The sequence below is a fragment of the Microcoleus sp. bin48.metabat.b7b8b9.023 genome, assembly GCF_013299185.1.
Taxonomy (GTDB): domain Bacteria; phylum Cyanobacteriota; class Cyanobacteriia; order Cyanobacteriales; family Microcoleaceae; genus Microcoleus.
The window spans coordinates 50,983-74,803 of record NZ_JAAFKG010000015.1 but is presented as its reverse complement, the minus strand read 5'-3'; the positions used below and the strand labels follow the sequence as shown (position 1 = coordinate 74,803).

The following is a 23,821-nucleotide window of genomic DNA, read 5'->3' as shown; positions in this document are numbered from 1 at the left end:
ATAAAAGTTAGGATAACGATAAACTTAAGGATTGATTATAAATACATCTGTTATCCTACAAGACTTTGCACTTACAAGCCCAAGTCGATTATGTACAGTTTGAAGTTGACACTGATGGCTGGCAAAATTGCCAGCCATCAAGTTATTTTACCGTTTGACCAACTTCTTAGAAACCTTCCGCAAGCGAATTGATTTTGGTGTTACTTCCACCAATTCATCCTGCCCGATGTACTCCAAAGCGCGTTCCAAACTCATATCGACTGGTGCTTGCAATTGCGCCAACTCTTCACCGCCAGATGCGCGGTGGTTTGTCAACTGCTTCGACTTGCAAATATTCAGCTCCATGTCGTCATCTCGGTTGTTTTCGCCGATAATCATCCCTCTGTAAACCTTGGTTCCGGGGGTAATGAAAAATACGCCGCGGTCTTCAGCATTTTTCAGTGAATAAGTAGTCGCAGTTCCTTCTTCAAAGGAAATCAATACTCCGTTGCGACGGGCGACAATTTCTCCACCGAGGGGGCGATAGTCGAGGAAGCTGTGGTTCATAATTCCAGCGCCGCGAGTCAAGCGCATAAACTCGCCTCGGAATCCAATCAAACCGCGAGCGGGGACTGAAAATTCGATTTGGGTGCGACCGGTGCTGCTGACGTGCATATCTTGCATTTCTGCTTTGCGCTGACCGAGGCGTTCGATGCAGCCGCCGACTGCTTCTTCGGGTACGTCTAAGACCAAACATTCAAAGGGTTCGCAGGGACGGCCGCCGACTTCGCGGAAGATTACTTGCGGTTGAGATACTTGGAATTCGTATCCTTCGCGACGCATATTTTCGATCAGGATTCCGAGGTGAAGTTCGCCACGGCCGGATACGAGGAATTTGTCGGGAGAGTCGGTTTCTTCGACGCGCAAGGCGACGTTGGTTTGGAGTTCTCGCATTAGCCGATCGCGAATTTGACGCGATGTTACCAAACTACCTTCTTGACCGCAGAATGGCGAGTCGTTCACAGAGAAAGTCATCTGCAAAGTTGGTTCGTCTACTTTGATTAAAGGTAGAGCTTGCGGGTCGTTGGGACAAGTAATGGTCTCGCCAATATACGCATCAGCAAAACCGGCAACGGCGACTAGATTACCAGCAGAAGATTCTGCGATATCAATCCGCTTCAGGCCTTCAAAGCCCATCAATTTGCTGATTTTTGATTTGACAAGTGCGCCGCTTTCGGTGATCAAAACTGCTTGTTGACCGACTCTAATCGTGCCGTTGTGAATGCGGCCGATGACGATGCGCCCGACGTATTCCGAGTAATCTAAGGTGGTTACTTGCAGTTGCAGCGGCTTGTTGGGATCGCCGACGGGGGGCGGTACGTGGTCGAGGATTTCTTCAAACAGGGGCTTCATATCTACCCCTTCGTCTTCTAGGTGTTTTTTGGCGTAACCGCTTAAGCCGGAACCGAAGAGATAGGGAAATTCGCACTGATCGTCGTCAGCGCCTAGTTCGAGGAACAAGTCCAAGACTTTATCGACGGCTTTGTGGGGGTCGGCTCGATCGCGATCGATCTTATTCACAAAGACGATCGGGCGCAAGCCTTTTTCTAGGGCTTTTTTGAGCACGAACCGGGTTTGCGGCATCGGGCCTTCATTGGCGTCTACGATCAGCAAACAACCGTCTACCATGCCGAGAACTCGTTCGACTTCTCCGCCGAAGTCCGCGTGTCCGGGGGTATCGACGATGTTGATCAGGGTTTCTTTGTACCGCACGGCGGTATTTTTGGAAAGGATAGTAATGCCGCGCTCGCGCTCGATATCATTGGAGTCCATGACGCAATCTGGGACTTCTTCCCCTTCGCGGAAGACCCCGGACTGTCTGAGAAGAGCGTCCACAAGGGTGGTTTTGCCGTGATCGACGTGAGCAATGATAGCAACGTTGCGAATGGGAAGACTCATAATGCGTCTGGGACGTTAAACGGATTTAACTAAAGATTTCTTAATAATTGTAGCGCATGGAGTCAAGGGGCGATCGGGCGCGACTGTAAGATTGGAGTGCGATCGCGGCTAGAATCAAGATTATCGCTCTTTTGTCACTCCAGAAAAATAAAAATTGCAGCCAACTGATGAAACTTATACTCAATGGGCAATCTGGCGATCGCAAACTGATAGGAACCCATACCTCAAGCTCAAAAGGGGAAAGTCTCTCGGTGTAAAAGTTCCAGGTTTTTATATGACGAGAGTGACGAAAGAGCGTTATGCCCACATTCCGCACCTTCAACTGTCACATACTCTATCTGTAGTATTTACAGAAGGTGGAATTATGGAAGTGCAACCCAAGGAAATTGAGAGTTATAGCCAGCCTGACGGCAGAGTTCCTTTTGATGAGTGGTTGGAATCTCTCCGCGACTTTAAGGGTAAAGCCAAGATTGTGAAAAGGCTGGAGCGTGTTAGCAATGGAAATTTGGGAGATTGTCGATCGGTTGGCGAAGGTGTCTCGGAATTGAAAATTGACTTTGGCCCGGGCTACAGAGTTTATTTTGGACAAGTAGAAACAACTATAGTGCTTTTGCTGTGTGGTGGAGATAAAAGAAAGGAAAGATGAAGATATTCGCACTGCTAAGAAATATTGGGAAGAATACAGGAGCCAAGAAAATGCGTAAAAGTGTCCCTTACCATCCGTTTAAAATCAAATCTCTCAAAGATCCAAATTTTTCTCCTGCTTACATCACAGAGATTTTTGAGGAAGAAGAGGGAGATTTGGAATTAAAAATTATGCGAAAAGCGCTGAGGGATGTATTTGAAGCTCTGGGTGAACCAAATATGTCTGCTGATGATGCTAAATTGCATTTGGAAAAGTTAGATGCTTTGTTGTCGGGAGACGGAATTGCGACAATTTATGGTTTGGCTAGTTGGCTGAAGGCTTTGGGATTGAAGTTAACGGTTGCGGTTGATGCAGGGGATGAGGAAATTTCTGCTAATGTTGCTGAGTTGGCGGAAGTTGGTAAGGTTTGATTTTGGGCGATCGCCCATATGATAATAAGCGAGCAAGTGCGATCGACTTTATGGAAGTACAACAAGAGTGAAATTAGACGCTATATTACCCCAGACGGTAGAAATCCTTTCGCAGAGTGGCTTAGTTCCCTGCGAGATTTGAGTGCAGTAGTTAAAATTGAACAAAGGCTCGATCGAGTTCGCTTGGGGAATTTAGGAAACAGCAAGTCTGTTGGCGAAGGAGTCTGCGAATTAAAAATTGATTTTGGGCCTGGGTATCGGGTGTACTTCGGACAAGTTGGGTCAACAATAGTGCTAATCCTCTGCGGTGGAGATAAAAGCACTCAACAACAAGATATCCGTCGAGCTAAGGAGTATTGGAAAGAATATGGAGAACGCGAAAATGCCAACGAGCGATAGTTATCAAGATTATCTGATTGAAGCCCTCAAGGATAAGATACACGCTGCCGCTTATCTAACGGCGCATTTGGAAGACGAAGAGCCTGAACCAGGTTTGCTTGAACTCGCACTTAGCAATGTATTTGAGAGTTTGGGAAAACCAAATATGTCGGCTGAGGATGCTAAGTTACTTTTGGAAAAGTTAGATGCTTTGCTGTCGCAATCTGGGATTGCAACTATTTATGCTTTGGCTAATTGGCTGAAGGCTTTGGGATTGAAGTTAACGGTTGCGGTTGATGCAGGGGATGAGGAAATTTCTGCTAATGTTGCTGAGTTGGCGGAAGTTGGTAAGGTTTGATGGTGGCCGATCGCCTGTACGATCGCGAGGGGTGCAGCGGCTTGTACGAGCAAATATGTTTGTACGGGCGATCGCATGACCGTAGTCAATATGAGATCGTAACTAATAACTTTAGATGCGATCGTGCTATAGCCATCTTCAAAAACCAGATGCACCCGATCGCGAGTAAGTGCGATCTCCTGCCAAAAACAATGAAAAATTCAGATTTACCATCAAACTTGATTGTTTACGATGGGGTAGCAGATCCACCCAAGCTCGATCGCGATCGATCGCTATTACTACTACCCAGTCAGCCCAATGCCCAACCTCTCAGACTCGATCGAACAGTAACTCATCGCTATAACTATATTGAGGGTTACGTGCAGTTAACGCTGAAGTTACAGCCCATCGCAGCCCAACAGATAGTTGTCACCAATCAACTTAGCGAAAATAGCGATCGGATCTTCTTCGCAATGAATGAAGTGATTGAGGGTGTTTATCTACAGCTACTATTAGGGCGAACTTCACGCGAACTCGGGGAAGTCACGAGCAAACCTTACACAGGTATTCAAGTGTTACTACTCGATGTTCAAGAGTATTTCAGTCACCCTATTCACGTGAAAATCGCGACTATCTGCACGCTTAGAGAATGTTTGAAAAATTCCAATCCTATATCCGTTTCCTCTTAACCAAGGGGAGAAAAATTCAAATTACCCCTTTTTGATGGAAATGCCAGGATATACAAACCTAAGGAATCAGAATTAAATAACTTACAATTTTTATTTTTGTTGTGGGATGGGCGTCCCGCCCATCCCCCAAATATGTGTAAATTATTTAATTCACGCTCTTAAGATAGTAAGCAATGAAATTTTTCAAACATCATCTGCAACCATCACTTACAAAATCTTGATACAACCTTTTTCGATTTCAATTTTGGCCTCATTCTTGACTTCTACTTTGCCGCATGGTGTGATAATCACACTGGTTTTACTGTTGCCTTGGATGGTGGCTGCCGAACTTGTTTGGGCATTAAATGTTACTTCTTTTATTAAGCCGTTCATCTCAACTTTCATCACATACTTTTGTGAATCCTTATTCGAGTATTTGATGTAAACATCAGCAAGGCAGAGACTTGGGAAGCAAAGTGTTGGTACTGTTACCATTGCTAGGAACAAGAGTGCTTTTTTCATGTTTGTTTTGTGTTGGATAGTTGGCAAAATTATGGAAAGCTGATTAATTCTACCGTATATAATATTAATCGTAACATGAGGAATATAAAATAAGCAATAGTCTATACTGTTTTTATTTGGTCATCTGAAACTGTCTATTTTTTATTGTAAACCGAGCGCCAAACTGCCTCAAAATGCTTACTTTACTGCTACTAATCATAAATTTTCCGAAGTATTGATATGATAAGTGTTAAAATACTTATCGCCTTTCTCAAAAAGATGAGGTATGTCGGAGTAATAAATTCTTGCCGATTTGCATTGTGAATCAGACGTTTAAAAACCTGCCTGATTTAATCTACGATCGTGAAAGTTTTTTTCTATTTTCTAGCCACAAAACTATGGCAATACCCGCAGTATAAGCAACCAAATCCATCGCATCAAAGCTATTGCCTAAAATAATTATAGCAATCTTGTTGTTTTCCCAGCCTAAAGCATTGAGAATCTTAAAATATTGCAATATTTCAACAACAAAAGAAAAAGTTAGAACCGATAAAGCTACTTTTGTGGATTCTAGTCTTAACCAAGACATTATGAAGCAATAGAGAAATATCACTACCAATAAATCTCCCAGGAAATAACGAACAAACTTATCTGTAAAAAAAACAGCAATAACGATTTCGATCGAAAATAGAATCAAGGCTAGATGAAAATATTTGCGATTAAAATATAACATGGCTCGATAGTTTAATTGTCTAGTGTTGTCTTGCTATCCTTGTGGTGTGTTGAATGCTGAAATTGACGAAGAGTCAAATTACAGACAGGAGGATGAGTCCGCTCATGCGCTGTTGAGACCCCACACTTGGCGACTACACTTAATAGTCGGGTAATGCCCAGCGGTTTTAAAATTAACCAGCGACAGTAGCCGCGTCAACGAGTGCGCCCCCCGACGGACTCCCGACAATCGGAACCAAAATCACAAATTTGAGAGTTGGCGGATGGGACTGGGCGAAGTCAGGAAGATATCATATATTCTCAGCGGGAATTGTAGCTGTGCGATCGCCCAGATCGATATACAATTTGTAACGTTGAGCCTTATTGAAGTGCAGGAGTGGAGCTGGCTTGGATAACGCTAGTCTGTCGAGAAAAACCCCGCAAGCCTCGGAGCTTGCCGCTGACGAAATTCCAGAAGCAGTACGAGACCACCCATATCTAGAAGCAGGAGGGAGTCAGTCCAAGAAAAAAGGACTGATTTGGAAACTGGTAGGATTGGCCGCAGTCGCCTTTGGCGTCAGCATCTGGCTGCACCTCAACTTTAACTTTTTCCCAGCCACCAGTCGGGCACAGCCAACTCAAAAAAATCCAGCAGCAGCGAGTTCAGCCGCTGGTAATGCCCCGAGTCCAGCTACCAACTCAAAACCCGCCACCCCAGACAATCTCCTGGGACACTTGCCTTACCCAGAAGCACCAGCCGCCGACTTGGTAAATGTCACCTCCGACGGTAGCATCAAACTCCGCACTTCAGCAGCAGCAAAATATCAGGAAATGGCCAACGCTGCCGCCGCCGCCGGAATCTATTTTGCTCCCATATCAGGCTTTCGATCCGTAGACGACCAACAACACGTATTTTTTGATGTAAAAGCTGAACGCAGGCAAAATGCCAGCAAACGAGCCGAAGTCAGCGCTCCTCCAGGTTATAGCGAACATCATACCGGTTATGCGATCGACCTTGGTGACGGTTCCTCCCCGGATACCAACCTCAGTCCCAGCTTTGAAAATACCCAAGCATTCAAGTGGCTAGAAGCCAATGCCACCGCTTTCAGCTTTGAAATGTCCTTCCCCAAAAACAACCGCCAAGGCGTCAGTTACGAGCCTTGGCACTGGCGGTTTGTGGGCGACAGGCAAAGCCTGGAAACTTTCTACAAAGCTCATTCCATCAAAAAGTAGAAGATAGTTGACAGTTGACAGTTTACAGTTGGCCGTTGACAGTTGGCCGTTGACAGTTGGCCGTTGACAGTTGGCCGTTGACAGTCAGAAGGAAAAAGGAAAAAGGAAGATTTTTCACATCTCTCCCTCTCCCCGTCTCCCGTCTCCCGTCTCCCCCGTCTCCTCCGTCTCCCCCTCTCCCCGTCTCCCGTCTCCCCCTCTCCCGCCAAACAAGTGATTGCAATCTATCCAGGCAGCTTTGACCCCATTACCTTCGGTCACGCAGATATTATCGAGCGGGGATCTAAACTGTTCGATCGCATAATTGTTACCGTAGTCAAAAATCCCAGCAAAACCCCTCTGTTCACCGTAGAAGAAAGGATCGAGCAGATCCTGCGCTCTACCAAACACCTGCCCAACGTAGAAGTAGACAGTTTTGAGGGTTTGACAGTAAACTATGCTAAGATTCGACAAGCCAAAGTGCTGCTGCGGGGACTCCGGGTATTAACGGATTTTGAAATGGAACTCCAGATGGCCCACACCAATAAAACCCTTCTGGGGGAAATTGAAACAGTTTTTTTGGCAACTTCTAACGAGTACAGCTTTTTAAGTAGTAGTGTAGTTAAAGAAATCGCCAAGTTTGGTGGCTCCGTAGATCATCTTGTTCCGAAACACGTCGCCCTAGATATTTACAAATGTTACGCCAGCAGGAACCAAATCGCATCGAACCCGACACTACCGGACGCAGCACTGAGAACGAATCACCTCAGAACACCGCCGCCTTCGGAGACGAGACCAGAACCGCAGGAGTAGACATCCAGCGGGAATTGAACCGGCTTGAGGAAATTGTTCTCGACAGCCCGCGCATTCCCATGACCAGACGCACTCTGGTGGATGAAGAACAGTTGCTCGATCAGTTAGACTTGGTGAGGCTAAATTTGCCGATCGCCTTTGGGGAAGCTGAAACGGTCATCCGGCACAAAGAGGAACTGATCCAAGAAGCCCAACTCTACGCTCAAGAAGTTATAGAAGCAGCAGAACAGCGAGCAGCAGAACTTTTAAATGATATGGGCCTGCTCCAGCAGGCGAAGATAGAAGCAGATCAGTTGCGACAGCAAGTTTTGCTCGACTGCGAAGCAATTCAGCAGGCGACGCTGGCGGAAGTGGAACAAATTCGCTACCAGGCTCAAGAGGAACTGGAAGAAATGAGAGCCAGGGCGATAGCTGAATGCGAGGAAATTCAAAATGGCGCCGACGATTATGCCGACCAAGTGCTCGATAATATTGAGCACAAGCTGAGCGATATGCTGCGCGTGATCCGCAATGGGCGAGATCAATTGGATAGTGTTTCTGCGTCGCACATCCATCACAACAACGGTTAGTTAACTGCTTTAATCAAAGTGTGAGTTATCGGTAATTTTGTGAATTTACGGGCGATCGGACGATCGCATGGCAGGGAAACGGTATTCCCGCCTCCGACCTACTTGGCGCGACATCGGGCGAGTGTTAGGGAAACGGCACGGTGGAGTGTCCGATGCGGAGCTCTGTGAAGGTGATAATTTTAATAATTGTTATGAGATTGAGGATTGTAGCAAGACTTGTTTGAATATTAATAATTTTTGTGAAGATAGGAGCAAATATAGCATTTTTTGCTATGGTGAAAATCCATCAGGCAGAAAATTTCTGATTTGACCATAATTTTTGCAATCTACTATTTACCATGCAAAAAGCTTCTAATCGGTTTGCAGAATTTGACTTGATCCGAGCTTTAGCCATAGTCAGTGTTGTGATTACTCATGCTGGGTTTGCCTCATTTCGCGATCGCCGAATTTTGTTTGTCTCTATCGATACCTTACAACTCTTCTGCGTACCAGCTTTTTTACTCCTGAGCGGTTTTTTCCTCACTAACAAACTCGACAATCAAAATAATCCCGGACAGGTAGTCAAAAAAAGACTGTCAAGAATTATACCACCCTACCTGTTTTGGTCTGTAGCTTTGTACATCTTAAATAATTTGGGATCGCTCCAAAAATTTGATTTACTGTCATTGCTCAGAAATATTCTGACAGGTTCCGTGATGCCTCCCTATTATTTCATCGTTGTAATTATTCAATGCTACGGTTGGTGGTGGCTGCTAGTGAAATTAAGAGTTTTAGAACCCAGAAAAATTTTAGCTTTGGGTTTAACAATTCAAACAATTTTTACCGTATTCTTTTACTTAACCGCTCTCAAATACATATCAATACCTCTACCTTTGATGGAGCGCTGGATTTTTAGTTGGATTTTGCCATTTTCAACAGGTCTATTTTTGGGCGCAGTCTATGACAAAATTCAACCACTTCTCGAAGGCCGAAAAATTCTAGTTTTAGGAACAACAGTCCTCTTTTTTCTAGCAAGCATTTGGGAATATTACCTGCTTACCGGAGTTACTGCCGAGGGATGGTTTTTCCGCTCGTTTTTTAAACTATCAGCCCAAGGATACGCAATTTTTTTCGTCTTGTCGATCCTCGCATTTTCTAAAAATATTGCGCTTCCCAGTAGAGTTTCGTCGTTAGTCAAACTCTTGGCTGCGTATTCATTCCCGATATATCTGCTGGATTCAAAAGTCGTGCAATATGTATTGTTAGTGTTTTATAAATTTATCGATCCCGTACATCCGCTGCTGAAGCTCAGCTTTTTAGTTACAGGCACTTTGTGCGGTTGTTTGGTGATTATTTACCTGTTGCAGAAAGCTTTGCCCAAAAAATACAGCCAGTACATTCTGGGAATTTAATCTGATTTTGTGTTTCAGCGAATGTCTTCATAAAACTGCTTGAGATACTTCGCTGAAACGCCAAACCCCCACAAAAAACCGATCGCAAGATAGATGGCAGTTGCTTTCAATTCGCCCCAATGCGCCACTCGGCGATCGCTACTTTCTACGACACGATGAACTAACTTAATTTTACCACCACGTCGCACTAACTTTAAACACAAATCCGCTTCCTCCATAATTGGCAGTGTGCCGTCGAAACCATCACATTCCCAAAAATCTGTACGCCTGCAAAAAATAACTTGATCTCCAAACAGCAGGCGCAATCCTTTAAGAAATAAATGAGGCCGAAATAACAGCGGCGCGTAGTAAGTTTTCAGATAATTGTGCAGCGAAAAACCCCATCTTGTCTGCTGCGAACCAGCCATCAGGGAGATAAACCCGCCTCCGACAATTTCGGTATCGGATAATGTCTTTTGGATGACTGTTACGATGTCGTCGGGAACTAGAGTATCGGCGTGGAGGAAGCACAAGATTTCGCCTGTGGCGGTTTTTGCACCTAGATTCATTTGCACGGAACGTCCCGGCATACTGCTAACAATAACACGGGTTGTGGAAGTAAGGGCGATCGCCACTGTGTCGTCTTGACTGCCGCCGTCTACCACTAACACTTCCCAAGCGGGAGGATTGAGGATACTCAGTCGGCGGAGGGTTCGTTGTAGACAAGTCGCTTCATTCAGGACGGGGATGATAATAGAAACGCTAGCCATCAGGTTGAAATTTATGCCAAAACTATTATAATAAAAAACTGTGGCGATTCGCAACTTGAGAAAAAATAGAACTTGCACGCGCGGATTCATAAACCCGGTTTCTGGCTGCGAACTTGTCACGAAACCTCGGATTTTTATCATAAATCTGGTTTCTTGGCATCAGTCCTATAAAATCAAGAACAACGGGCGGTTGAAACCGCATCTATACACACAAAACCGGAGGAGTGCAGGTTGAAGAGTGGCTGGTTAAAATTACGCTATCTTCTTCAGTCTGCGGAGGCAGACTTCCTTTTTGTAGACGCGGTTTCAACCGCCGTCTTATCTGATATTCCACTAACTAATCAGGACTAAAAAAATCGTGCAGAAAACAGAAGTAAAAAACGATTTAGAATTTTACGATGAAAATGCTGATAATTGGTGGGACGAAAATGCTAAAATCTATGCTCTCTACCATCTAAACAAACCCCGATTTGAGTTTTTTGACAGACACGCGACCAATTGGCGAGGGCTGAAAACCTTAGATGTTGGGTGCGGCGGCGGTTTTTCCTGCGAGTTTATGGCCGAGAGGGGCGCTGTGGTTTCGGGAATAGATCGATCGCACAAATGTATTGTAGCAGCCCAGAATCACGCAGTTACCAGCGGTTTCGAGATAGACTACAGACAAGGCTTTGCCGAAAATATGCCCTACGCTAACAATGCCTTCGATGTGGTAATCTGCGTGGATGTTTTAGAACACGTTGCCGATTACAAACAAGTTGTGTCAGAGGTTCACAGAATTCTTAAGCCCGGGGGAATGTTCTTTTTCGATACAATCAACCGAACTTTTTCCTCGCAAATTGTGATGATTGGACTAATGGAAAATACCTTGCAGGAAATTAAGCGAGGCGTTCACGATTGGGAAAAGTTTATCACCCCGGAGGAACTGTCTGCGGTAATGCGGGATACGGGTTTCGACAAGATTGAAATTAAAGGTTTTGATATGTTTGGAGAAATGGGGGCTGTTTTAAGCGAGATGCACGGTTTTTGGGAAAATCTTACCAGTGGAAAGCAGATATTGCCTTCCCTGGCAAGTGTCCAACAAGTTTCTCAAGTGCTGTTGTCTAATATCGCTAACTATGTTGATTACAAAAAATCTGGGTTGTTTAAAATCAAAATTAATGAGGATATATCGATTATGTATGTTGGGGTAGGGGCGAAGAAGTAGAAGACTCGGCGGTTGCAACCGCCGTCTTACTCCGCGCCTTGTGGCTATTTAGAACGGAACAGCCGCATCCCATTGGCGGTAACAATTAACGAAGTTCCGGTGTCTGCCAAAACTGCCACAGCTAACCCTACAAACCCAAAGGTTCCCAACAATAAAAACAGTGCTTTTGTGACTAACGAAAAAATTACATTCTGCTGAATAACACTTACTGTGCGGCGGCTCAAATCGACTGCATAGGCGAGTTTTCTCAAATCGCTACCAACTAGCACTACATCAGCGGTTTCTAGGGCTATATCAATGCCGCCAACTGCAAAGCTGATATCGGCGGCTGCTAAAGCTGGGGCATCGTTAATTCCGTCGCCCACCATTCCTACAGCCCCAAATTTTCGCAATTCTTGAATTGATTGGAGTTTGTCGAATGGTAGCAATTCTGCTTTATACTCAGATAAATTGAGTTGTTGGGCTATTTGCTGAGCTACAAAAGTGCGATCGCCCGTAAGCATCACCAGATTGTTCAAACCCATCTGTTTGAGCAAATGTATGGCTTCGGCAGCTTCCAGTCGCAAGCCGTCAGCCAAAGCAATCACTCCCAACAAACCGCGGCTGCTGCCGACTAAAACGGGAGTTTGCCCTAATTTCTCGATATCATCTAGCAGAGAGACTGCTGATGTTGGCAGTTCGATATTTTGGTCGGCAAATAAGCGGCGATTTCCGACAAGATAGAGGTTGTTTGCAAAATTAGCAGCAATTCCTTTACCCGGATAAGCCGTAAAATTTTCGGGAGTTTCTAACTCGATTCCTGCTTCCTTCGCTTTGGCAATAATTGCCTTAGCTAAAGGATGTTCCGATTTTTGTTCCAAAGAAGCTGCAATTAACAATACCGTGCTGGCGCTCAATTCTCCCAAGTCGTAAACCTTTTGCACAACGGGTTTACCTTCAGTCAAAGTTCCGGTTTTATCAAAAGCCAGACTCTTAATTTTTCCAGCATTTTCTAAGCCGTTTCCGCCCTTAAATAACACGCCTTGGCTGGTGGCTGCACCAATGGCGCTGACAATGGAAACCGGAGTGGAAATTACTAAGGCGCAGGGACAGGCTATGACTAACATTACCAGGGCTCGGTAAAACCAAACGCTGAAGGGTTGACCAAAAATTAAGGGCCCAATTAGTGTAAGCGCGATCGCACTTACAATCACAATAGGAGTATAAATCTCTGCAAATTTGTCCACCCACTGCTGAGTTGGGGCGCGGCTCGACTGCGCCGACTCGACTAAGTGCACAATTTTCGCAACCGTGGTATCATTCGCAGTGTGAGTAACTTTGACTTCCAGAAAGCCAGTTTGATTTAAGGTTCCGGCAAAAACGCGATCGCCCGTTTCCTTATCTTCGGGGATAGATTCGCCCGTAATTGGCGATTGGTCGATCGCCGAATTCCCCGATACCACAACTCCATCTAATGCTACCCTTTGCCCGGGACGAATTGTCAGAATTTCTCCAACTTGAATTTCCTCAACCCGCAGCGTCACTTCACGATTATTGTCGCGCTTGACAGTTGCAGTCGGTGGTGTTATGTCCATCAAACTAGCAATAGCATGGCGAGTGCGGCTGAAAGTGAAAGTTTGCAAAGTTGTTCCCAGACTAAACAGGAATACAACTAATGCTGCTTCAAACCAATCGCCTAAAGCCACCGCGCCAATTACCGAAATTGTCATCAACAAATTCATGTCGGCGCGGCGCAAGCGCAACTCCATCAGGCCGGCGCGGGCGATCGCAAATCCGGCTACAATAATACCGATACCGTAAAAAGCCCGCGATATCCAAATTGTCAGGGCTAAATGCTGAGTTAGCAATCCCAGAATTAATCCTATTCCAGCTAAGATGACACTTTGTCCCCGGCGATTGCGAAGCCAGAATTCCCAGTTAGTTGGGTTGGTTTTTTGAGTTTTCTGGACTGTAGAATGCTGGTGATGGTGTTCGTGATGGTGTTCGCCCGAACAACACTCCTCCTTCGAGGATACTGCTGCGGAGGGCTGTTCGATAGTGTAGCCTAAAGTTTGAATGCGATCGAAAATAGCTTTTTCTGTTACTTGTTGAGGGTCGTAATTTAACCGCAAACTTTCTGTTGCAAAAACTACATTGATGTCAGTAAGTCCAGGCAGTTTTTGCAAGCCTGCTGCTACGGTTTTGGCGCAATTGCCGCAGTCCATTCCGCCAATTTTAGTTTGTAGCGTTTTGAGGGAAGGAGTTTGAGTCATTATTCAGTATCCTTTTGAGATTTTAGAATGATTATAACAATTATTGAACATATATTCAGATGTCTGAGTAAATGGTATCCTAATTTTCTGGGATTTGCGAACAAGATTTTTTTTAATTAACCGCAGAGGCTGCATATGGCGCAGAGAAAGAGAGGATAAGAAAGAGGAAGAGGGAAGGAGAGGGACTGAGGGTGATTGCTGTTGGTAGTGAGGACTTTAGTCCTCATCTTAGGACTAAAGTCCTCACTACGAACCTTTTTGATTCCGGGTAATTGAGCGAACATGAGATTAATGGCAATTTGCAGAAACTGGTTCTTCTGCGGGTGCGGATTTATCGGCATTTACCCACAGATAAATCTCCGTAGCATCGTCGCTGCAACTGTGACATCCGCCGCACTTTTTCGCTTCTGCCATTTTACTGATGCGGCCTTTACGGATGAGGCGATTCAGCATTCCGCGCAAAGCATCGCCGTCCATGCGAAAATGGAGTTTCAAATCAGCGAGAGAGGCTCTTTTATTTTGGGAAATAAACTGCTGGATTTCGCTTAAAATCATGTTTTTTCTCCTTTGTTATAGTAGGAAGTGCTGTCCCCGCTCGCGAGGATATGCAGTGCGACTGACTACTGACTCATCACTTCGCGCCGTTTGTGGCGTTTTGAACCAGCAATTTTTAATCCGAAAATGGCGGCAGCCATAGTTACCGCCAGTCCTCCAATCCAAGCAATAGATGATGCTGGATGCTCTACAAATGTGGCAATTTGATAGTATTCAACTGCCGTAAAATAAGCTAAACCTGTAGTCCAAGTACAGGCAAATACTGTCCAGCCAAAATTAGTTTCGCGGTAAAGTGCTGCGGTTGCGGAGACGCACGGGAAATACAGCAATACAAACAACAAATAAGCAAAGGCCGCACTATTAGAACCAAAGCGTTTAGACATTTGTCCGTAGGTGCTACCAGAAATACCTTGAGCATCTGCTGCTGCTTGTTTGTCTGTAATATTGGCCGAACTTAAACCGAGGGGGTCAAAAAGTTGGCCTGGAAGTTTTGTGAGATTCTCTGGAATAGTGAGAAATGCTTTGCTGATACCACCCCACAAGCTAAATTCTGCTTTTTCAGGTTCTGCACCTGCTGCTTTTTGTTCCTCTCCTAGTTGGGTGTAGAGAGAGTCTAAGGTGCCAACCATTACTTCTTTGGCAAATACTCCTGTTAGTAAACCGACGCTAGCGGGCCAGTTTTCTTGGGTGACTCCCATCGGAGCAAAGACGGGTGTGACTGTGCGGCCAACTGCACTCAGAATTGAATCTTGGCTGTTTTCTTTGCCGAAGGAACCATCAGTACCCACGGAGTTCATGAATCCCAGTACAATTACCATGATGACGATCGCAATTCCTGCCTTTTTGATAAAAGCCTGCAATCTGTCCCAAGTCCGCAGCAGCACGCCTTTAAGCTTAGGAATGTGGTAGGGTGGCAGTTCCATCACAAACGGTGCAGCTTCTCCTTGCAGGATGGTGTTTTTTAAGATTAGTCCAGTAATCACTGCTGCTAAAATGCCTAACAGGTAAAGCCCCAACACCATGTTTTGACCGCCCACTTGGAAGAATGCGCCACAAAACAGGGCGTAAACTGCTAATCTGGCACTACAAGACATGAATGGATTCATCATAATCGTCATCGTGCGATCGCGCTTATTTTCTAATGTCCGCGTCGCCATGATTCCCGGAATATTGCACCCAAAACCGATCATCATCGGTACAAAGGATTTACCGGGAAGTCCCACAAATCGCATTAATCTGTCCATCACAAAAGCTGCCCGTGCCATGTAGCCGGAGTCTTCGAGAGCCGACAAGCACAAGAACATCATCCCAATTTGGGGAATAAAAGTAGATGTGGTTTGAATCCCGCCACCAGCACCTTTTGCAAGCAGTCCGATCAACCATCCAGGGGAATCGATACTTTCTAAAATATCACCGAAACCGTCTACAAAAATTGTCCCGAAGAATTGGTCAAAGAAGTCGATAAACACTCCCCCAACGTTAATCGAAATGGTGAACATTAAGTACATCACCATCAAGAATACGGGAATGCCTAACCAGCGGTTGAGTACAATTTGGTCAATTTTATCGGAAAGATTGGCCTTGACTTCTCTGGAAGATTCGGCGACGCCTTGGGTGAGGGTGTGGATGAAGGTGTAGCGGCTGTCGGCAATGATAATATCTAAGTCGTCATCGAGGGTTTCGTGGACTCGGCGGCGGTGCGGGACGACTATTTTTTCTAACTCTGTATCGGCGAGTTCCGGGGCGACTTCATCCTGGTATTCTAGGAGTTTCAGGGCTGTCCAGCGGGCATCGATACTGCGGTTTGGGCTATGCTGTTGGATATGCGGGATTAGTTGGGCGATCGCATCTTCGATGACAGCCGGATAAGCTACATAGCTAGATGGTACGATCGGCTTAACCAGCGCCTTATTCACAGCATCGCGCAACAAAGGCACCCCGTCATTTGACGTAGCACTCATCGGCACTACCATACAGCCGAGGCGTTCTGCGAGTTTGCTAACATTAATTCGGATGTCTCGTTCCTTGGCAACATCCATCATGTTTAGCGCGACTATCATCGGCACGCGCATCTCTAAAATTTGCGTTGTGAGATACAAATTTCGTTCTAAGTTGGAAGCATCAACAATATTCACAATCACATCAGCTTCGCCAGATAGCAAATAATCTCGCGCTACCAATTCATCGAGTCCGGTATCTCCGTCTTCGGCATCGATAGAATAAACTCCCGGCAAGTCAACAATCGTAATTGCTAAACCGTCGTGAGCGTATTTTCCCTCTTTGCGTTCAACTGTTACTCCAGGCCAATTACCTACTCGTTGATTAGCACCAGTCAGGGCATTAAATAAAGTAGTTTTTCCACAGTTGGGGTTGCCCACCAATCCAATAATTTGCTTAGTCATTATTTCACTTCTTCTACAAATAGAGTTTTAGCTTCATCTTTGCGTAAACTGAGTTTAAAACCCCGCACCAGGATTTCTATCGGATCTCCCAAAGGTGCATAGCGAGTAACAGTAAACTCAGTTCCCGGTGTCAGCCCCATTGCCAACAATTTGCCCTTATAAGCGCGGGCTGTTTTCTCATAGCCAATAACGCGGCCGATTGCGCCGACAGCCAAATCCCCTAGTTGTTTTTTCTCGTTCATCAGTTGTTTGAATGCAGTCTAAATTTGAACAAATTAAATTCCTGAATCTAGCAACCCTTTCAAAATGTGCGAACACCTCTCTTTACTCTTCCTCTGCGCCCTCTGCGCCCTCTGCGGTAAAAAAAAGAAAATCTTTGTCACAAATCAAATAAAATTGCTGTAGATACAATTTTTTGATAATTTCCCTAGACAAGATTCGTACACATAATTTTCTGTGCCATACCCGCCCCCAAACCGATGCGGTTGTCGCAAATCCCCACAATCACCGATCCCCCAGAATTGCTGACGATTTGAACTTCGATGCCGGGGACTAATCCCATGCCGATGAGGCGTCGCACTGTGCCTTCTGAACCTTTGAGTTTGACTATCCGCAGCTTGTCGCCAACGCTTGCCATTGCTAGCGGGAATGATTTACCCTGAGCTGAGTCTGGCTGAACTTCTGTGCTATCCTCTGCGGTTTGAGAGACTTCTGGTGTCTCGCCGTAAAAGGTAAAAGCCCCGAACTGTCTTGGGTTTAGCTGTTCGTTTTGTTGGCTGTATTCTTGGGTGTTTTCTTTCATCTCTTCTGGTTGTCGATCGATTTTAGTAACTTTTTGCTTGGGCTTGCTTGTGCGCCAGACTTGAGATTAATTCTCAATACTGGCAGCGCACAATGGTATACATCGCTAAATTTCCAGTTTCAGCGAACTCTTTCCCTGTTAATATTTCGGACGCAGCCATCCAACCAGCCCAGAAAGACGATTTTTTGGCGAGTTCGTAGTTTTAATCTCTCTTGCGTTAGATGCCAATGTGCGCTTTAACCCCCACGAAGCAATACCTACTGCTCTTAAGCATAGTAAATTAAAAAGGAATTATTAGCAACTATTCTCAAATATTTTAACATATAGTTAACCAACTCAGCCTTAGCCGAGACACCACGAGACTAAATATAGATCCTGGTTTCAGAGGTCGATCGCCCTAAATCCTCAAGTAGGAGGCGATCGAGCATATATACTTAAATGTTTGAGGGAAAGGGGCGATCGCGGAGGCATCGGCCCTACCGATTCACAATTTATCAAGAATTATGCCAGCAAGTTTTCTCCCAAAGTCGATCGCACAACTCACAGAATCTACCTCAATTAGCTTAGCCCAAAACATCCAACAAGAGGCAATTACAACTCCCATAACACAGGAGCCAATTGCCACAACCTACGCGCGCCAAGGCAGTGGAAATACGCCAATTTTGTTAATTCACGGCTTCGACAGTTCCGTATTTGAATACCGCCGCCTGTTGCCGCTGCTTGCCGAAAAAAATGAGACTTGGGCCGTTGATTTGTTGGGTTTTGGCTTTACAGAAAGAGCGGCGGATTTGCCATTCAGTCAAAAAGCGATTGGAAGTCACCTCTATTATTTCTGGAAAACGCTGATTTCGCAGCCTGTAATCTTAGTTGGCGCGTCGATGGGAGGTGCAGCAGCAATAGATTTCACTCTCAATCATCCCGAAGCTGTCAAAAAATTAGTATTAATAGACAGTGCTGGTTTTGCAGTAACATCTAATAAGGGAAAATTTTTAATCCCTCCTTTAGGATATCTGGCAACTTCATTTTTGCGGAACCCAAGAATTCGCCAAAAAATTAGCGTCAATGCTTATTTCGACGAAACTTTAGCTTCTGTTGACGCACAAACCTGCGCGGCCTTGCACTTAGAAATGCCCAACTGGAATCAAGCTTTAATTGCGTTTACCAAAAGTGGAGGTTACGGCGGTTTTGGGGCAAAGCTGTCGCAAATTCAGCAGCAAACCTTGATTTTGTGGGGAAAACAAGATAGAATTTTAGGGACAGCGGATGCAGAAAAGTTTAAAAGTGCGATCGCAAATTCCCAACTAATTTGGATACCGGATTGCGGACACGTTCCCCACTTAGAAAAACCACAGATTACCGCTCAACATATCTTAGATTTCATAGCTAAAGTAGCAGGTTCGTAGTGAGGACTTCAGTCCGCATCTCAGGTTCGTAGTGAGGACTTCAGTCCGCATCTCAGGTTCGTAGTGAGGACTTCAGTCCGCATCTCAGGTTCGTAGTGAGGACTTCAGTCCGCATCTCAGGTTCAGGTTCGTAGTGAGGACTTCAGTCCGCATCTCAGGTTCGGGTTCGTAGTGAGGACTTCAGTCCGCATCTCAGGTTCGTAGTGAGGACTTCAGTCCGCATCTCAGGTTCGTAGTGAGGACTTCAGTCCGCATCTCAGGTTCGGGTTCGTAGTGAGGACTTCAGTCCGCATCTACCTATCAGAGGACTGAAGTCCGAACCATCAAACGTTAAACTTTCGGTAAATACTTTTGTACAATCGTCCATCCGGTGAGCAAAACAATCACAAATCCCCCACACAAAGCCAAATTAGTGCCAATGTGTAGCGGACGCGCCCAAGGATTTTTAGGGCCAATTTGCAGCCCGCTTCCTACAGAAACCAACACCAACGCCACCACAGCCAACCCCGCCGGCAAATGAACCGAATGACCCAACTTGCCGTACTCTCCCAGCGTACCGACTACCCCAATTAAGAGCAGTAAAATTACCAGAGTCGCCATCCCCGCACCAGTCCCCAAATGAAAGGGACGCAGCCATTTTGGGCGCGGCTGTTTCGTGCTGCGGGCGGCAAACATCCACGTTCCAGTAACGGCCAACAACAGGTAAGCCAAAAGCGCCGCACCCATTGACCACGCCGCTATTTTCCACAACCACAAGAAAGAAGGCAGATTCATGATTTAAATCCCGAGTTAGGGATTTGCAACAAAGGTTTCTTTCCGATTTTACCTGCACCTGAAACCAAAAATGAATATAGTTGGCAGAATTATTGGCAGAAAGTGCGATCGCACTTTCCACAGATTCCATCTGTCTGGGCCCAATTCAAACGCCGGATATCACACTCAGATTCATTGACGTTATTGATTTGTAAATAAGAGTGTTTCCCAAGCCCCTTCCCTTCTAGCTTCGGGGTTTAACTGTCCACGAAAGGCATTTTATAAAACCCTAATTTTTGTTCTACGATCAAGCGGAAAAACGGCAGACCTTCTATCAAATATCTTCTCCACAACCTTCTCGGTTCGCTTAACAGTCGGTACGCCCATTCGATGCCAACTTCGCTCATCCATTTAGGAGATCTTGCTTTGCAACCAGCTTCAAAATCAATGGTTGCACCTACGGCCAAGAAAACTTTCACGTGCGTGAATTTACTTCTGTATTTAACCAGCCACTTCTCTTGCTTCGGCGCTCCCACTCCTATAGCCAGAACTGTAGCTCCTGATTTATTGATCGTGTCAATTATTGCTTCACACTCCTCCTCATTTTTTTCAAATCCAAAAGAAGGAGAAAGTGCTTCAACAACTATTTCTCTACCAATTTTTTGATTGATTTTTTCCTGAGCTTTCCTGGCAATTCCTTCAGCCGCTCCTAGCAAAAATATTTTAACGTCCTCGTTATCCTTGTGATAGATATAAAATGCCGGAAACAAATCAGAACCCGAAATCTTTTCCTTGATAGGAGTACCCAAAAATTTTGAGGCATACATCAAAATTTGACTGTCGCAGACTCTATAACTCGATGTATTGTAAGCTTCATAAAAGTCGCGGTCATATTGCAACTTAATTAAGTGGTCTACATTGGGTGTAAATACGACACCACCTTCGTCGTCTAGTTTTTCAAATAACTCTGTAATTGTAAAGTTATCTATCGCTACATTCAATAAATTAACGGTTTTCATTTTGTTATTCCCATCCAGCCTTGATATTCAACTACAACTCAAACCATAAACCCACGATACAGCAAGAGTGTTTTCACTACTTGGGCGTGGGGGTGAATATACTTTTTTTAGTATATCGCCCTACACCCTACCTGTCCAGTCAGAATGTTTAAAGATTGTGTAAAGAATCTGCGGCTTTTAGGAAAAAGTGTATAAAGCTAATTTGCTTTACAACTCGCAACACAGTTTTAATCAAAACACAATCCGGTGCTAATGTTTGAAACCTTGCCAATTAATATCGATATTTTATTTTATTACATTAATTTTGAGCAAACTGAGAAAGAGATTGCAACTTCGTGACTAGATTTAATACAAACATAGTAGATTTTTGAATTTTTGTATCTAGAGAACCCAATATATTTTCAAGCTTTGAGCGCGCTCAAAGCTTGAAAATCATCCTGATTTTTGGTGAACCAGCGACTGTCTTCTTGGTGGCAAACTGGTTTTCTTTGCCTTGAGACTTTCTGGAGCTTTTAAAACCAGACCCGATATTCCTCCAGCAATAACCGCAAAAATCGGGTTAGCCATAGCGTTCAAAACACAGTCAAACATATACATAGTTACGGCTACTCCCAGGGCCGCAGCGGGCGCTACTTTCGGATGAGACCAGGTTCTGGCGGGATACTTGAACGCAAAGACGACAACAGGAAGTAAAAATGAAGAAAATAAACTAACTAAACCGACTGCACCGTTGATGCCAAATGCAATAATCCACAAGCTGTCAGTGACCGAGATATCTTTACCGTACCCGTCGTACACGCGGTTTCCGCCCGAATCCCCCCAGCCAAAAATAAATCTTTGTCGCGCTTTATCTCCTAATATCTCTTCCATGTCAAATCTAAACTTCAGAGAGGCGGCCCGTTCTTCGCCAAATATGGGATTGATTACGCTCATCACGTCGCGGCTCGAAAATTGACCCGATGCAGCTACGTACAGATAAAACGCTATATATCCAATTACGAATAGTAGTGGCAAAGAAGTCCGAAACCACTTGGCACAAAATAATATGAGCAACGCGATAAAAAATAAAGTATAGGCACCTGTAGAACGGCAGAGGAAAAAAGCGATAGTTAATACAATTGCTAGAGTCTTAATGTTTTTGCCCTGAAACTTTTTGAGCGACCCAGTTTGCCAGAGCCAAACTGCGATTAAGGCTGCTGTCATCATCCACACGCCTACCATCAAACCGTGCTGCATAAATACTACAGGTCTCCACCCCCCCATGCGCCTTGCTTGACCCCAGTCCTCAAAGGCGTTGACGCCGTAAACCATTTGGTGCAGAAGTGGGCCCTTAACCCCTTCCAATAAAGTAAAAGGAACGTAGGCTAAACCACCTGCAAAAATCCCGATCGCCAATTGTCGCAGCCCGTCTAAACTACCCATATACAACCGTCCAAAAAAATAAGGCAGACCCCAAGTAACGATTTGGTTGAAAGTCGGAGAAATCGGGCTACCGCCATTAGTAAGTTGTGAAACAATTGGAGACAAACAGCAAATTACGACTGGCACGTCCAGCCAGCCAGGCTTAAATTTGGTGATGCGCTCAGTGTCGTAGATAATAACACCCAGCAAAATGGCGTAGCAAGATGCGGAAACTTTGGTATAGGCGGGCAATATGGGGATGGGATAAGAAACTTGTGGTAAAAACAGCCACGCTGCCACAAAAGTGATAATTACCGCCCGCTGAGTCGGAAACCTCACAAACAAGTAAAGAACGATCGGGATCAAACCGAACATCGTCAATGGGATTAATGCAGCCATAGGTTTTTTTGGCAGTAAAATGGTGGTAGAAAGACTACTTTATTTCCCGGATCTGAATTCTCGCTCTGACGATCGCCTCTTTACCCGATCTTGATAAAGCGGTTCTCAAGCGTGGTGAGGTATGCCCACGGAGACCTATGACGGAGGCCTATGCCCAATGCCCTATGCCCATGAGTACCTCATAGGGCAGCTCGAAAGGCTATAAATAGCTTTCTATTTGTACAGGTTGTCCGTTAATTGTGGCTGACGTTCGAGTGCGGTGTACAGTGCAGCCTCGAAGATATCGGTTGCATCCTCCCAGGTATAATGTATCACCGTGTCCAAAGCAGTCTCAGACATGGCCCGCCATTCGGCATCAGACAACTGACAAATCTGCTCGATCGCTTTTGCCATATCCTCTGGGTCTTCTGGTTTCACAAGTATTCCACCCCCGCCAGCTAGGAGTTCCGGAGCCGCGCCAGCAGGAGTGCCGATCACTGGAGTGCCACAAGCCATCGCTTCTAAAATTGGCAAGCCGAAGCCTTCGGTTTGGCTGGCAAACAGCCAAGCATCGCATTTGCTGTAAAGTTCTTTGAGTTCGTCTTGACTAGGTATCTTATAATACTCAATATTATGCTGCAACAAATCCGGAGGAGCAGTTTCGCCGGAACCAAAGGCAACTAAACGAAGATTAGGGATTCTTTTGGCCGCTAGATTGAAAGCTTCAATGGCAAGAGCACACCCTTTCCAAGGAGCTATAGAATAGTACATCCCGACTGTGGGAACCGACTGCTTGCCCCGCGGCTGCCCCGATCGCGATCGGGGGTCATAAAATTGTGTGGTGTCAACAGTCGGAGGCACGAGAGATACAGACAAATTACCAAATTCATTCCTAGCCTTGTCTTCCAGCCACTTAGCCACGGCAATTTTGTGCATCGGCAGCCGCCAAGTTGCATCTACTCGAGCTTTTGGTGTGTAGTCAAAAGCCTCGTAGTGTTGGAGAAAATATACTTTCGCTCCTTTGCTGGGGGAGAGTTTAGACACCCACTCGGCAGTTTCCCACCAAGTAGCCATGATAATATCGGCATCAGGTACGTCCCTGTCGGTAATTGGACGGTAGGTTTCGGTAACTCGACTTTCGACATCTATACGGTCAAAGTGAGACGGCCCTCTCGCCTGAGCGGGTTCCCAACCCTTACCTCTGACCACAGAGCGCAATTGTTGCATTAAACTTGGTCGTTCGTGAGGTGTAGAGACGATACATATTTTGTGTCCTCGCTGTTGGAGAATTTGTGTGTAGATAGACAAAACCCTCATGCCACCTGTAAG

Annotated in this window: 24 protein-coding genes; 11 read left to right on the top strand and 13 right to left on the bottom strand. The window is 45.3% G+C overall.

The genetic code is table 11. From position 1 onward, the window contains the following. Window positions 1-147 precede the first annotated feature (147 nt). Window positions 148-1,938 carry a translational GTPase TypA gene (gene typA, locus QZW82_RS11395; protein WP_293148082.1) on the bottom strand — a complete coding sequence of 597 codons (1,791 nt, stop codon included), beginning with the start codon at window positions 1,936-1,938 and terminating at the stop codon, window positions 148-150. Between the two features lie 154 nt (window positions 1,939-2,092). Between typA and QZW82_RS11390 the strand changes: the two genes are divergently transcribed. Genes QZW82_RS11390 through QZW82_RS11370 form a run of 5 tightly spaced genes read left to right on the top strand, consistent with a single transcriptional unit; the run spans window position 2,093 to window position 4,398 of the window. Beyond that, entirely contained in the window at window positions 2,093-2,584 is a 492-nt protein-coding gene (locus QZW82_RS11390) for a type II toxin-antitoxin system RelE/ParE family toxin (RefSeq protein ID WP_293148080.1), read from the top strand. Window positions 2,585-2,634: 50 nt separating this feature from the next. Then, window positions 2,635-2,994 carry a transcriptional regulator gene (locus QZW82_RS11385; protein ID WP_293148078.1) on the top strand — a complete coding sequence of 120 codons (360 nt, stop codon included), beginning with the start codon at window positions 2,635-2,637 and terminating at the stop codon, window positions 2,992-2,994. Window positions 2,995-3,012: 18 nt separating this feature from the next. Beyond that, window positions 3,013-3,393, top strand: coding sequence for a type II toxin-antitoxin system RelE/ParE family toxin (locus QZW82_RS11380; RefSeq protein WP_293148076.1), 381 nt, complete (start codon window positions 3,013-3,015; stop codon window positions 3,391-3,393). Next, the gene (locus tag QZW82_RS11375; RefSeq protein WP_293148074.1) at window positions 3,377-3,730 is read left to right on the top strand and encodes a transcriptional regulator; all 354 of its coding nucleotides are present in this window, start codon (window positions 3,377-3,379) and stop codon (window positions 3,728-3,730) included. The genes QZW82_RS11380 and QZW82_RS11375 overlap by 17 nt, the downstream gene beginning before the upstream one ends. Continuing rightward, complete coding sequence (locus QZW82_RS11370; RefSeq protein WP_293148072.1) at window positions 3,730-4,398, top strand: hypothetical protein; 669 nt, start codon at window positions 3,730-3,732, stop codon at window positions 4,396-4,398. The genes QZW82_RS11375 and QZW82_RS11370 overlap by 1 nt, the downstream gene beginning before the upstream one ends. Before the next feature lie 207 nt (window positions 4,399-4,605). Here QZW82_RS11370 and QZW82_RS11365 read toward each other — a convergent pair whose 3' ends face one another. Both QZW82_RS11365 and QZW82_RS11360 read right to left on the bottom strand, forming a co-directional pair. Further along, complete coding sequence (locus tag QZW82_RS11365; RefSeq protein WP_293148070.1) at window positions 4,606-4,899, bottom strand: hypothetical protein; 294 nt, start codon at window positions 4,897-4,899, stop codon at window positions 4,606-4,608. A gap of 334 nt (window positions 4,900-5,233) precedes the next feature. Beyond that, window positions 5,234-5,611 carry a DUF2809 domain-containing protein gene (locus tag QZW82_RS11360; protein ID WP_293148068.1) on the bottom strand — a complete coding sequence of 126 codons (378 nt, stop codon included), beginning with the start codon at window positions 5,609-5,611 and terminating at the stop codon, window positions 5,234-5,236. A gap of 386 nt (window positions 5,612-5,997) precedes the next feature. Here QZW82_RS11360 and QZW82_RS11355 point away from each other — a divergent pair, with 386 nt between their 5' ends. From QZW82_RS11355 to QZW82_RS11340, 4 genes are all read left to right on the top strand, one after another. After that, on the top strand, window positions 5,998-6,822 hold the full coding sequence (locus QZW82_RS11355) for a M15 family metallopeptidase (protein WP_293148066.1): 825 nt from the start codon (window positions 5,998-6,000) through the stop codon (window positions 6,820-6,822). A 213-nt stretch (window positions 6,823-7,035) separates the two neighbouring features. Beyond that, window positions 7,036-7,614 carry a pantetheine-phosphate adenylyltransferase gene (gene coaD / locus QZW82_RS11350; protein ID WP_293148064.1) on the top strand — a complete coding sequence of 193 codons (579 nt, stop codon included), beginning with the start codon at window positions 7,036-7,038 and terminating at the stop codon, window positions 7,612-7,614. Further along, window positions 7,497-8,183: a DivIVA domain-containing protein gene (locus tag QZW82_RS11345; RefSeq protein ID WP_293148062.1), complete on the top strand. Its 687-nt coding sequence runs from the start codon at window positions 7,497-7,499 to the stop codon at window positions 8,181-8,183. Before coaD ends, QZW82_RS11345 begins: the two co-directional genes overlap by 118 nt. Before the next feature lie 338 nt (window positions 8,184-8,521). Then, complete coding sequence (locus QZW82_RS11340) at window positions 8,522-9,574, top strand: acyltransferase (protein ID WP_293148060.1); 1,053 nt, start codon at window positions 8,522-8,524, stop codon at window positions 9,572-9,574. Between the two features lie 14 nt (window positions 9,575-9,588). Here QZW82_RS11340 and QZW82_RS11335 read toward each other — a convergent pair whose 3' ends face one another. Then, on the bottom strand, window positions 9,589-10,464 hold the full coding sequence (locus tag QZW82_RS11335; RefSeq protein WP_293148058.1) for a TIGR04283 family arsenosugar biosynthesis glycosyltransferase: 876 nt from the start codon (window positions 10,462-10,464) through the stop codon (window positions 9,589-9,591). 217 nt (window positions 10,465-10,681) lie between these two features. Between QZW82_RS11335 and ubiG the strand changes: the two genes are divergently transcribed. Then, window positions 10,682-11,527, top strand: coding sequence for a bifunctional 2-polyprenyl-6-hydroxyphenol methylase/3-demethylubiquinol 3-O-methyltransferase UbiG (gene ubiG / locus QZW82_RS11330; protein ID WP_293148056.1), 846 nt, complete (start codon window positions 10,682-10,684; stop codon window positions 11,525-11,527). Window positions 11,528-11,571: 44 nt separating this feature from the next. On the opposite strand, the gene QZW82_RS11325 is transcribed toward ubiG, so the two are convergent. From QZW82_RS11325 to QZW82_RS11305, 5 genes are all read right to left on the bottom strand, one after another. Further along, window positions 11,572-13,779, bottom strand: coding sequence for a cation-translocating P-type ATPase (locus QZW82_RS11325; protein WP_293148054.1), 2,208 nt, complete (start codon window positions 13,777-13,779; stop codon window positions 11,572-11,574). A gap of 288 nt (window positions 13,780-14,067) precedes the next feature. Further along, window positions 14,068-14,334: a FeoC-like transcriptional regulator gene (locus tag QZW82_RS11320; protein WP_293148052.1), complete on the bottom strand. Its 267-nt coding sequence runs from the start codon at window positions 14,332-14,334 to the stop codon at window positions 14,068-14,070. A gap of 65 nt (window positions 14,335-14,399) precedes the next feature. Beyond that, window positions 14,400-16,736, bottom strand: a complete 2,337-nt coding sequence (gene feoB, locus QZW82_RS11315; protein ID WP_293148050.1) for a Fe(2+) transporter permease subunit FeoB — start codon at window positions 16,734-16,736, stop codon at window positions 14,400-14,402. Continuing rightward, entirely contained in the window at window positions 16,736-16,978 is a 243-nt protein-coding gene (locus QZW82_RS11310) for a FeoA family protein (protein WP_293148048.1), read from the bottom strand. Before QZW82_RS11310 ends, feoB begins: the two co-directional genes overlap by 1 nt. A 185-nt stretch (window positions 16,979-17,163) precedes the next feature. Beyond that, window positions 17,164-17,538, bottom strand: coding sequence for a FeoA family protein (locus tag QZW82_RS11305; protein WP_293148046.1), 375 nt, complete (start codon window positions 17,536-17,538; stop codon window positions 17,164-17,166). Window positions 17,539-18,041: 503 nt separating this feature from the next. Between QZW82_RS11305 and QZW82_RS11300 the strand changes: the two genes are divergently transcribed. Then, window positions 18,042-18,941, top strand: coding sequence for an alpha/beta hydrolase (locus tag QZW82_RS11300; RefSeq protein WP_293148044.1), 900 nt, complete (start codon window positions 18,042-18,044; stop codon window positions 18,939-18,941). Between the two features lie 330 nt (window positions 18,942-19,271). Here the strand turns inward: QZW82_RS11300 and QZW82_RS11295 are convergent, their stop codons facing one another. From QZW82_RS11295 to QZW82_RS11280, 4 genes are all read right to left on the bottom strand, one after another. Further along, a complete protein-coding gene (locus QZW82_RS11295) occupies window positions 19,272-19,715 on the bottom strand; it encodes a DUF4079 domain-containing protein (protein WP_293148042.1) in 444 nt (147 codons plus the stop codon). 236 nt (window positions 19,716-19,951) lie between these two features. Continuing rightward, complete coding sequence (locus tag QZW82_RS11290; protein WP_293148040.1) at window positions 19,952-20,713, bottom strand: WecB/TagA/CpsF family glycosyltransferase; 762 nt, start codon at window positions 20,711-20,713, stop codon at window positions 19,952-19,954. 432 nt (window positions 20,714-21,145) lie between these two features. Further along, window positions 21,146-22,513: an O-antigen ligase domain-containing protein gene (locus QZW82_RS11285; protein ID WP_293148038.1), complete on the bottom strand. Its 1,368-nt coding sequence runs from the start codon at window positions 22,511-22,513 to the stop codon at window positions 21,146-21,148. A 213-nt stretch (window positions 22,514-22,726) separates the two neighbouring features. After that, window positions 22,727-23,809, bottom strand: a complete 1,083-nt coding sequence (locus tag QZW82_RS11280; RefSeq protein ID WP_363318918.1) for a glycosyltransferase family 4 protein — start codon at window positions 23,807-23,809, stop codon at window positions 22,727-22,729. Window positions 23,810-23,821 lie beyond the last annotated feature (12 nt).

What these genes read in the sequence shown, in the direction of transcription:
- QZW82_RS11290 (WP_293148040.1), bottom strand. Translation starts at nt 20,713, where the DNA reads ATGAAAACCGTTAATTTATTGAATGTAGCGATAGATAACTTTACAATT.
- QZW82_RS11370 (WP_293148072.1), top strand. Translation starts at nt 3,730, where the DNA reads ATGGTGGCCGATCGCCTGTACGATCGCGAGGGGTGCAGCGGCTTGTAC.
- QZW82_RS11300 (WP_293148044.1), top strand. Translation starts at nt 18,042, where the DNA reads ATGCCAGCAAGTTTTCTCCCAAAGTCGATCGCACAACTCACAGAATCT.
- QZW82_RS11335 (WP_293148058.1), bottom strand. Translation starts at nt 10,464, where the DNA reads ATGATAAAAATCCGAGGTTTCGTGACAAGTTCGCAGCCAGAAACCGGG.
- QZW82_RS11380 (WP_293148076.1), top strand. Translation starts at nt 3,013, where the DNA reads ATGATAATAAGCGAGCAAGTGCGATCGACTTTATGGAAGTACAACAAG.
- QZW82_RS11375 (WP_293148074.1), top strand. Translation starts at nt 3,377, where the DNA reads ATGCCAACGAGCGATAGTTATCAAGATTATCTGATTGAAGCCCTCAAG.
- QZW82_RS11340 (WP_293148060.1), top strand. Translation starts at nt 8,522, where the DNA reads ATGCAAAAAGCTTCTAATCGGTTTGCAGAATTTGACTTGATCCGAGCT.
- QZW82_RS11325 (WP_293148054.1), bottom strand. Translation starts at nt 13,779, where the DNA reads ATGACTCAAACTCCTTCCCTCAAAACGCTACAAACTAAAATTGGCGGA.
- typA (WP_293148082.1), bottom strand. Translation starts at nt 1,938, where the DNA reads ATGAGTCTTCCCATTCGCAACGTTGCTATCATTGCTCACGTCGATCAC.
- QZW82_RS11285 (WP_293148038.1), bottom strand. Translation starts at nt 22,513, where the DNA reads ATGGCTGCATTAATCCCATTGACGATGTTCGGTTTGATCCCGATCGTT.
- QZW82_RS11310 (WP_293148048.1), bottom strand. Translation starts at nt 16,978, where the DNA reads ATGAACGAGAAAAAACAACTAGGGGATTTGGCTGTCGGCGCAATCGGC.
- QZW82_RS11280 (WP_363318918.1), bottom strand. Translation starts at nt 23,809, where the DNA reads ATGAGGGTTTTGTCTATCTACACACAAATTCTCCAACAGCGAGGACAC.
- QZW82_RS11320 (WP_293148052.1), bottom strand. Translation starts at nt 14,334, where the DNA reads ATGATTTTAAGCGAAATCCAGCAGTTTATTTCCCAAAATAAAAGAGCC.
- feoB (WP_293148050.1), bottom strand. Translation starts at nt 16,736, where the DNA reads ATGACTAAGCAAATTATTGGATTGGTGGGCAACCCCAACTGTGGAAAA.
- QZW82_RS11365 (WP_293148070.1), bottom strand. Translation starts at nt 4,899, where the DNA reads ATGAAAAAAGCACTCTTGTTCCTAGCAATGGTAACAGTACCAACACTT.
- QZW82_RS11360 (WP_293148068.1), bottom strand. Translation starts at nt 5,611, where the DNA reads ATGTTATATTTTAATCGCAAATATTTTCATCTAGCCTTGATTCTATTT.
- QZW82_RS11295 (WP_293148042.1), bottom strand. Translation starts at nt 19,715, where the DNA reads ATGAATCTGCCTTCTTTCTTGTGGTTGTGGAAAATAGCGGCGTGGTCA.
- QZW82_RS11345 (WP_293148062.1), top strand. Translation starts at nt 7,497, where the DNA reads ATGTTACGCCAGCAGGAACCAAATCGCATCGAACCCGACACTACCGGA.
- QZW82_RS11305 (WP_293148046.1), bottom strand. Translation starts at nt 17,538, where the DNA reads ATGAAAGAAAACACCCAAGAATACAGCCAACAAAACGAACAGCTAAAC.
- QZW82_RS11385 (WP_293148078.1), top strand. Translation starts at nt 2,635, where the DNA reads ATGCGTAAAAGTGTCCCTTACCATCCGTTTAAAATCAAATCTCTCAAA.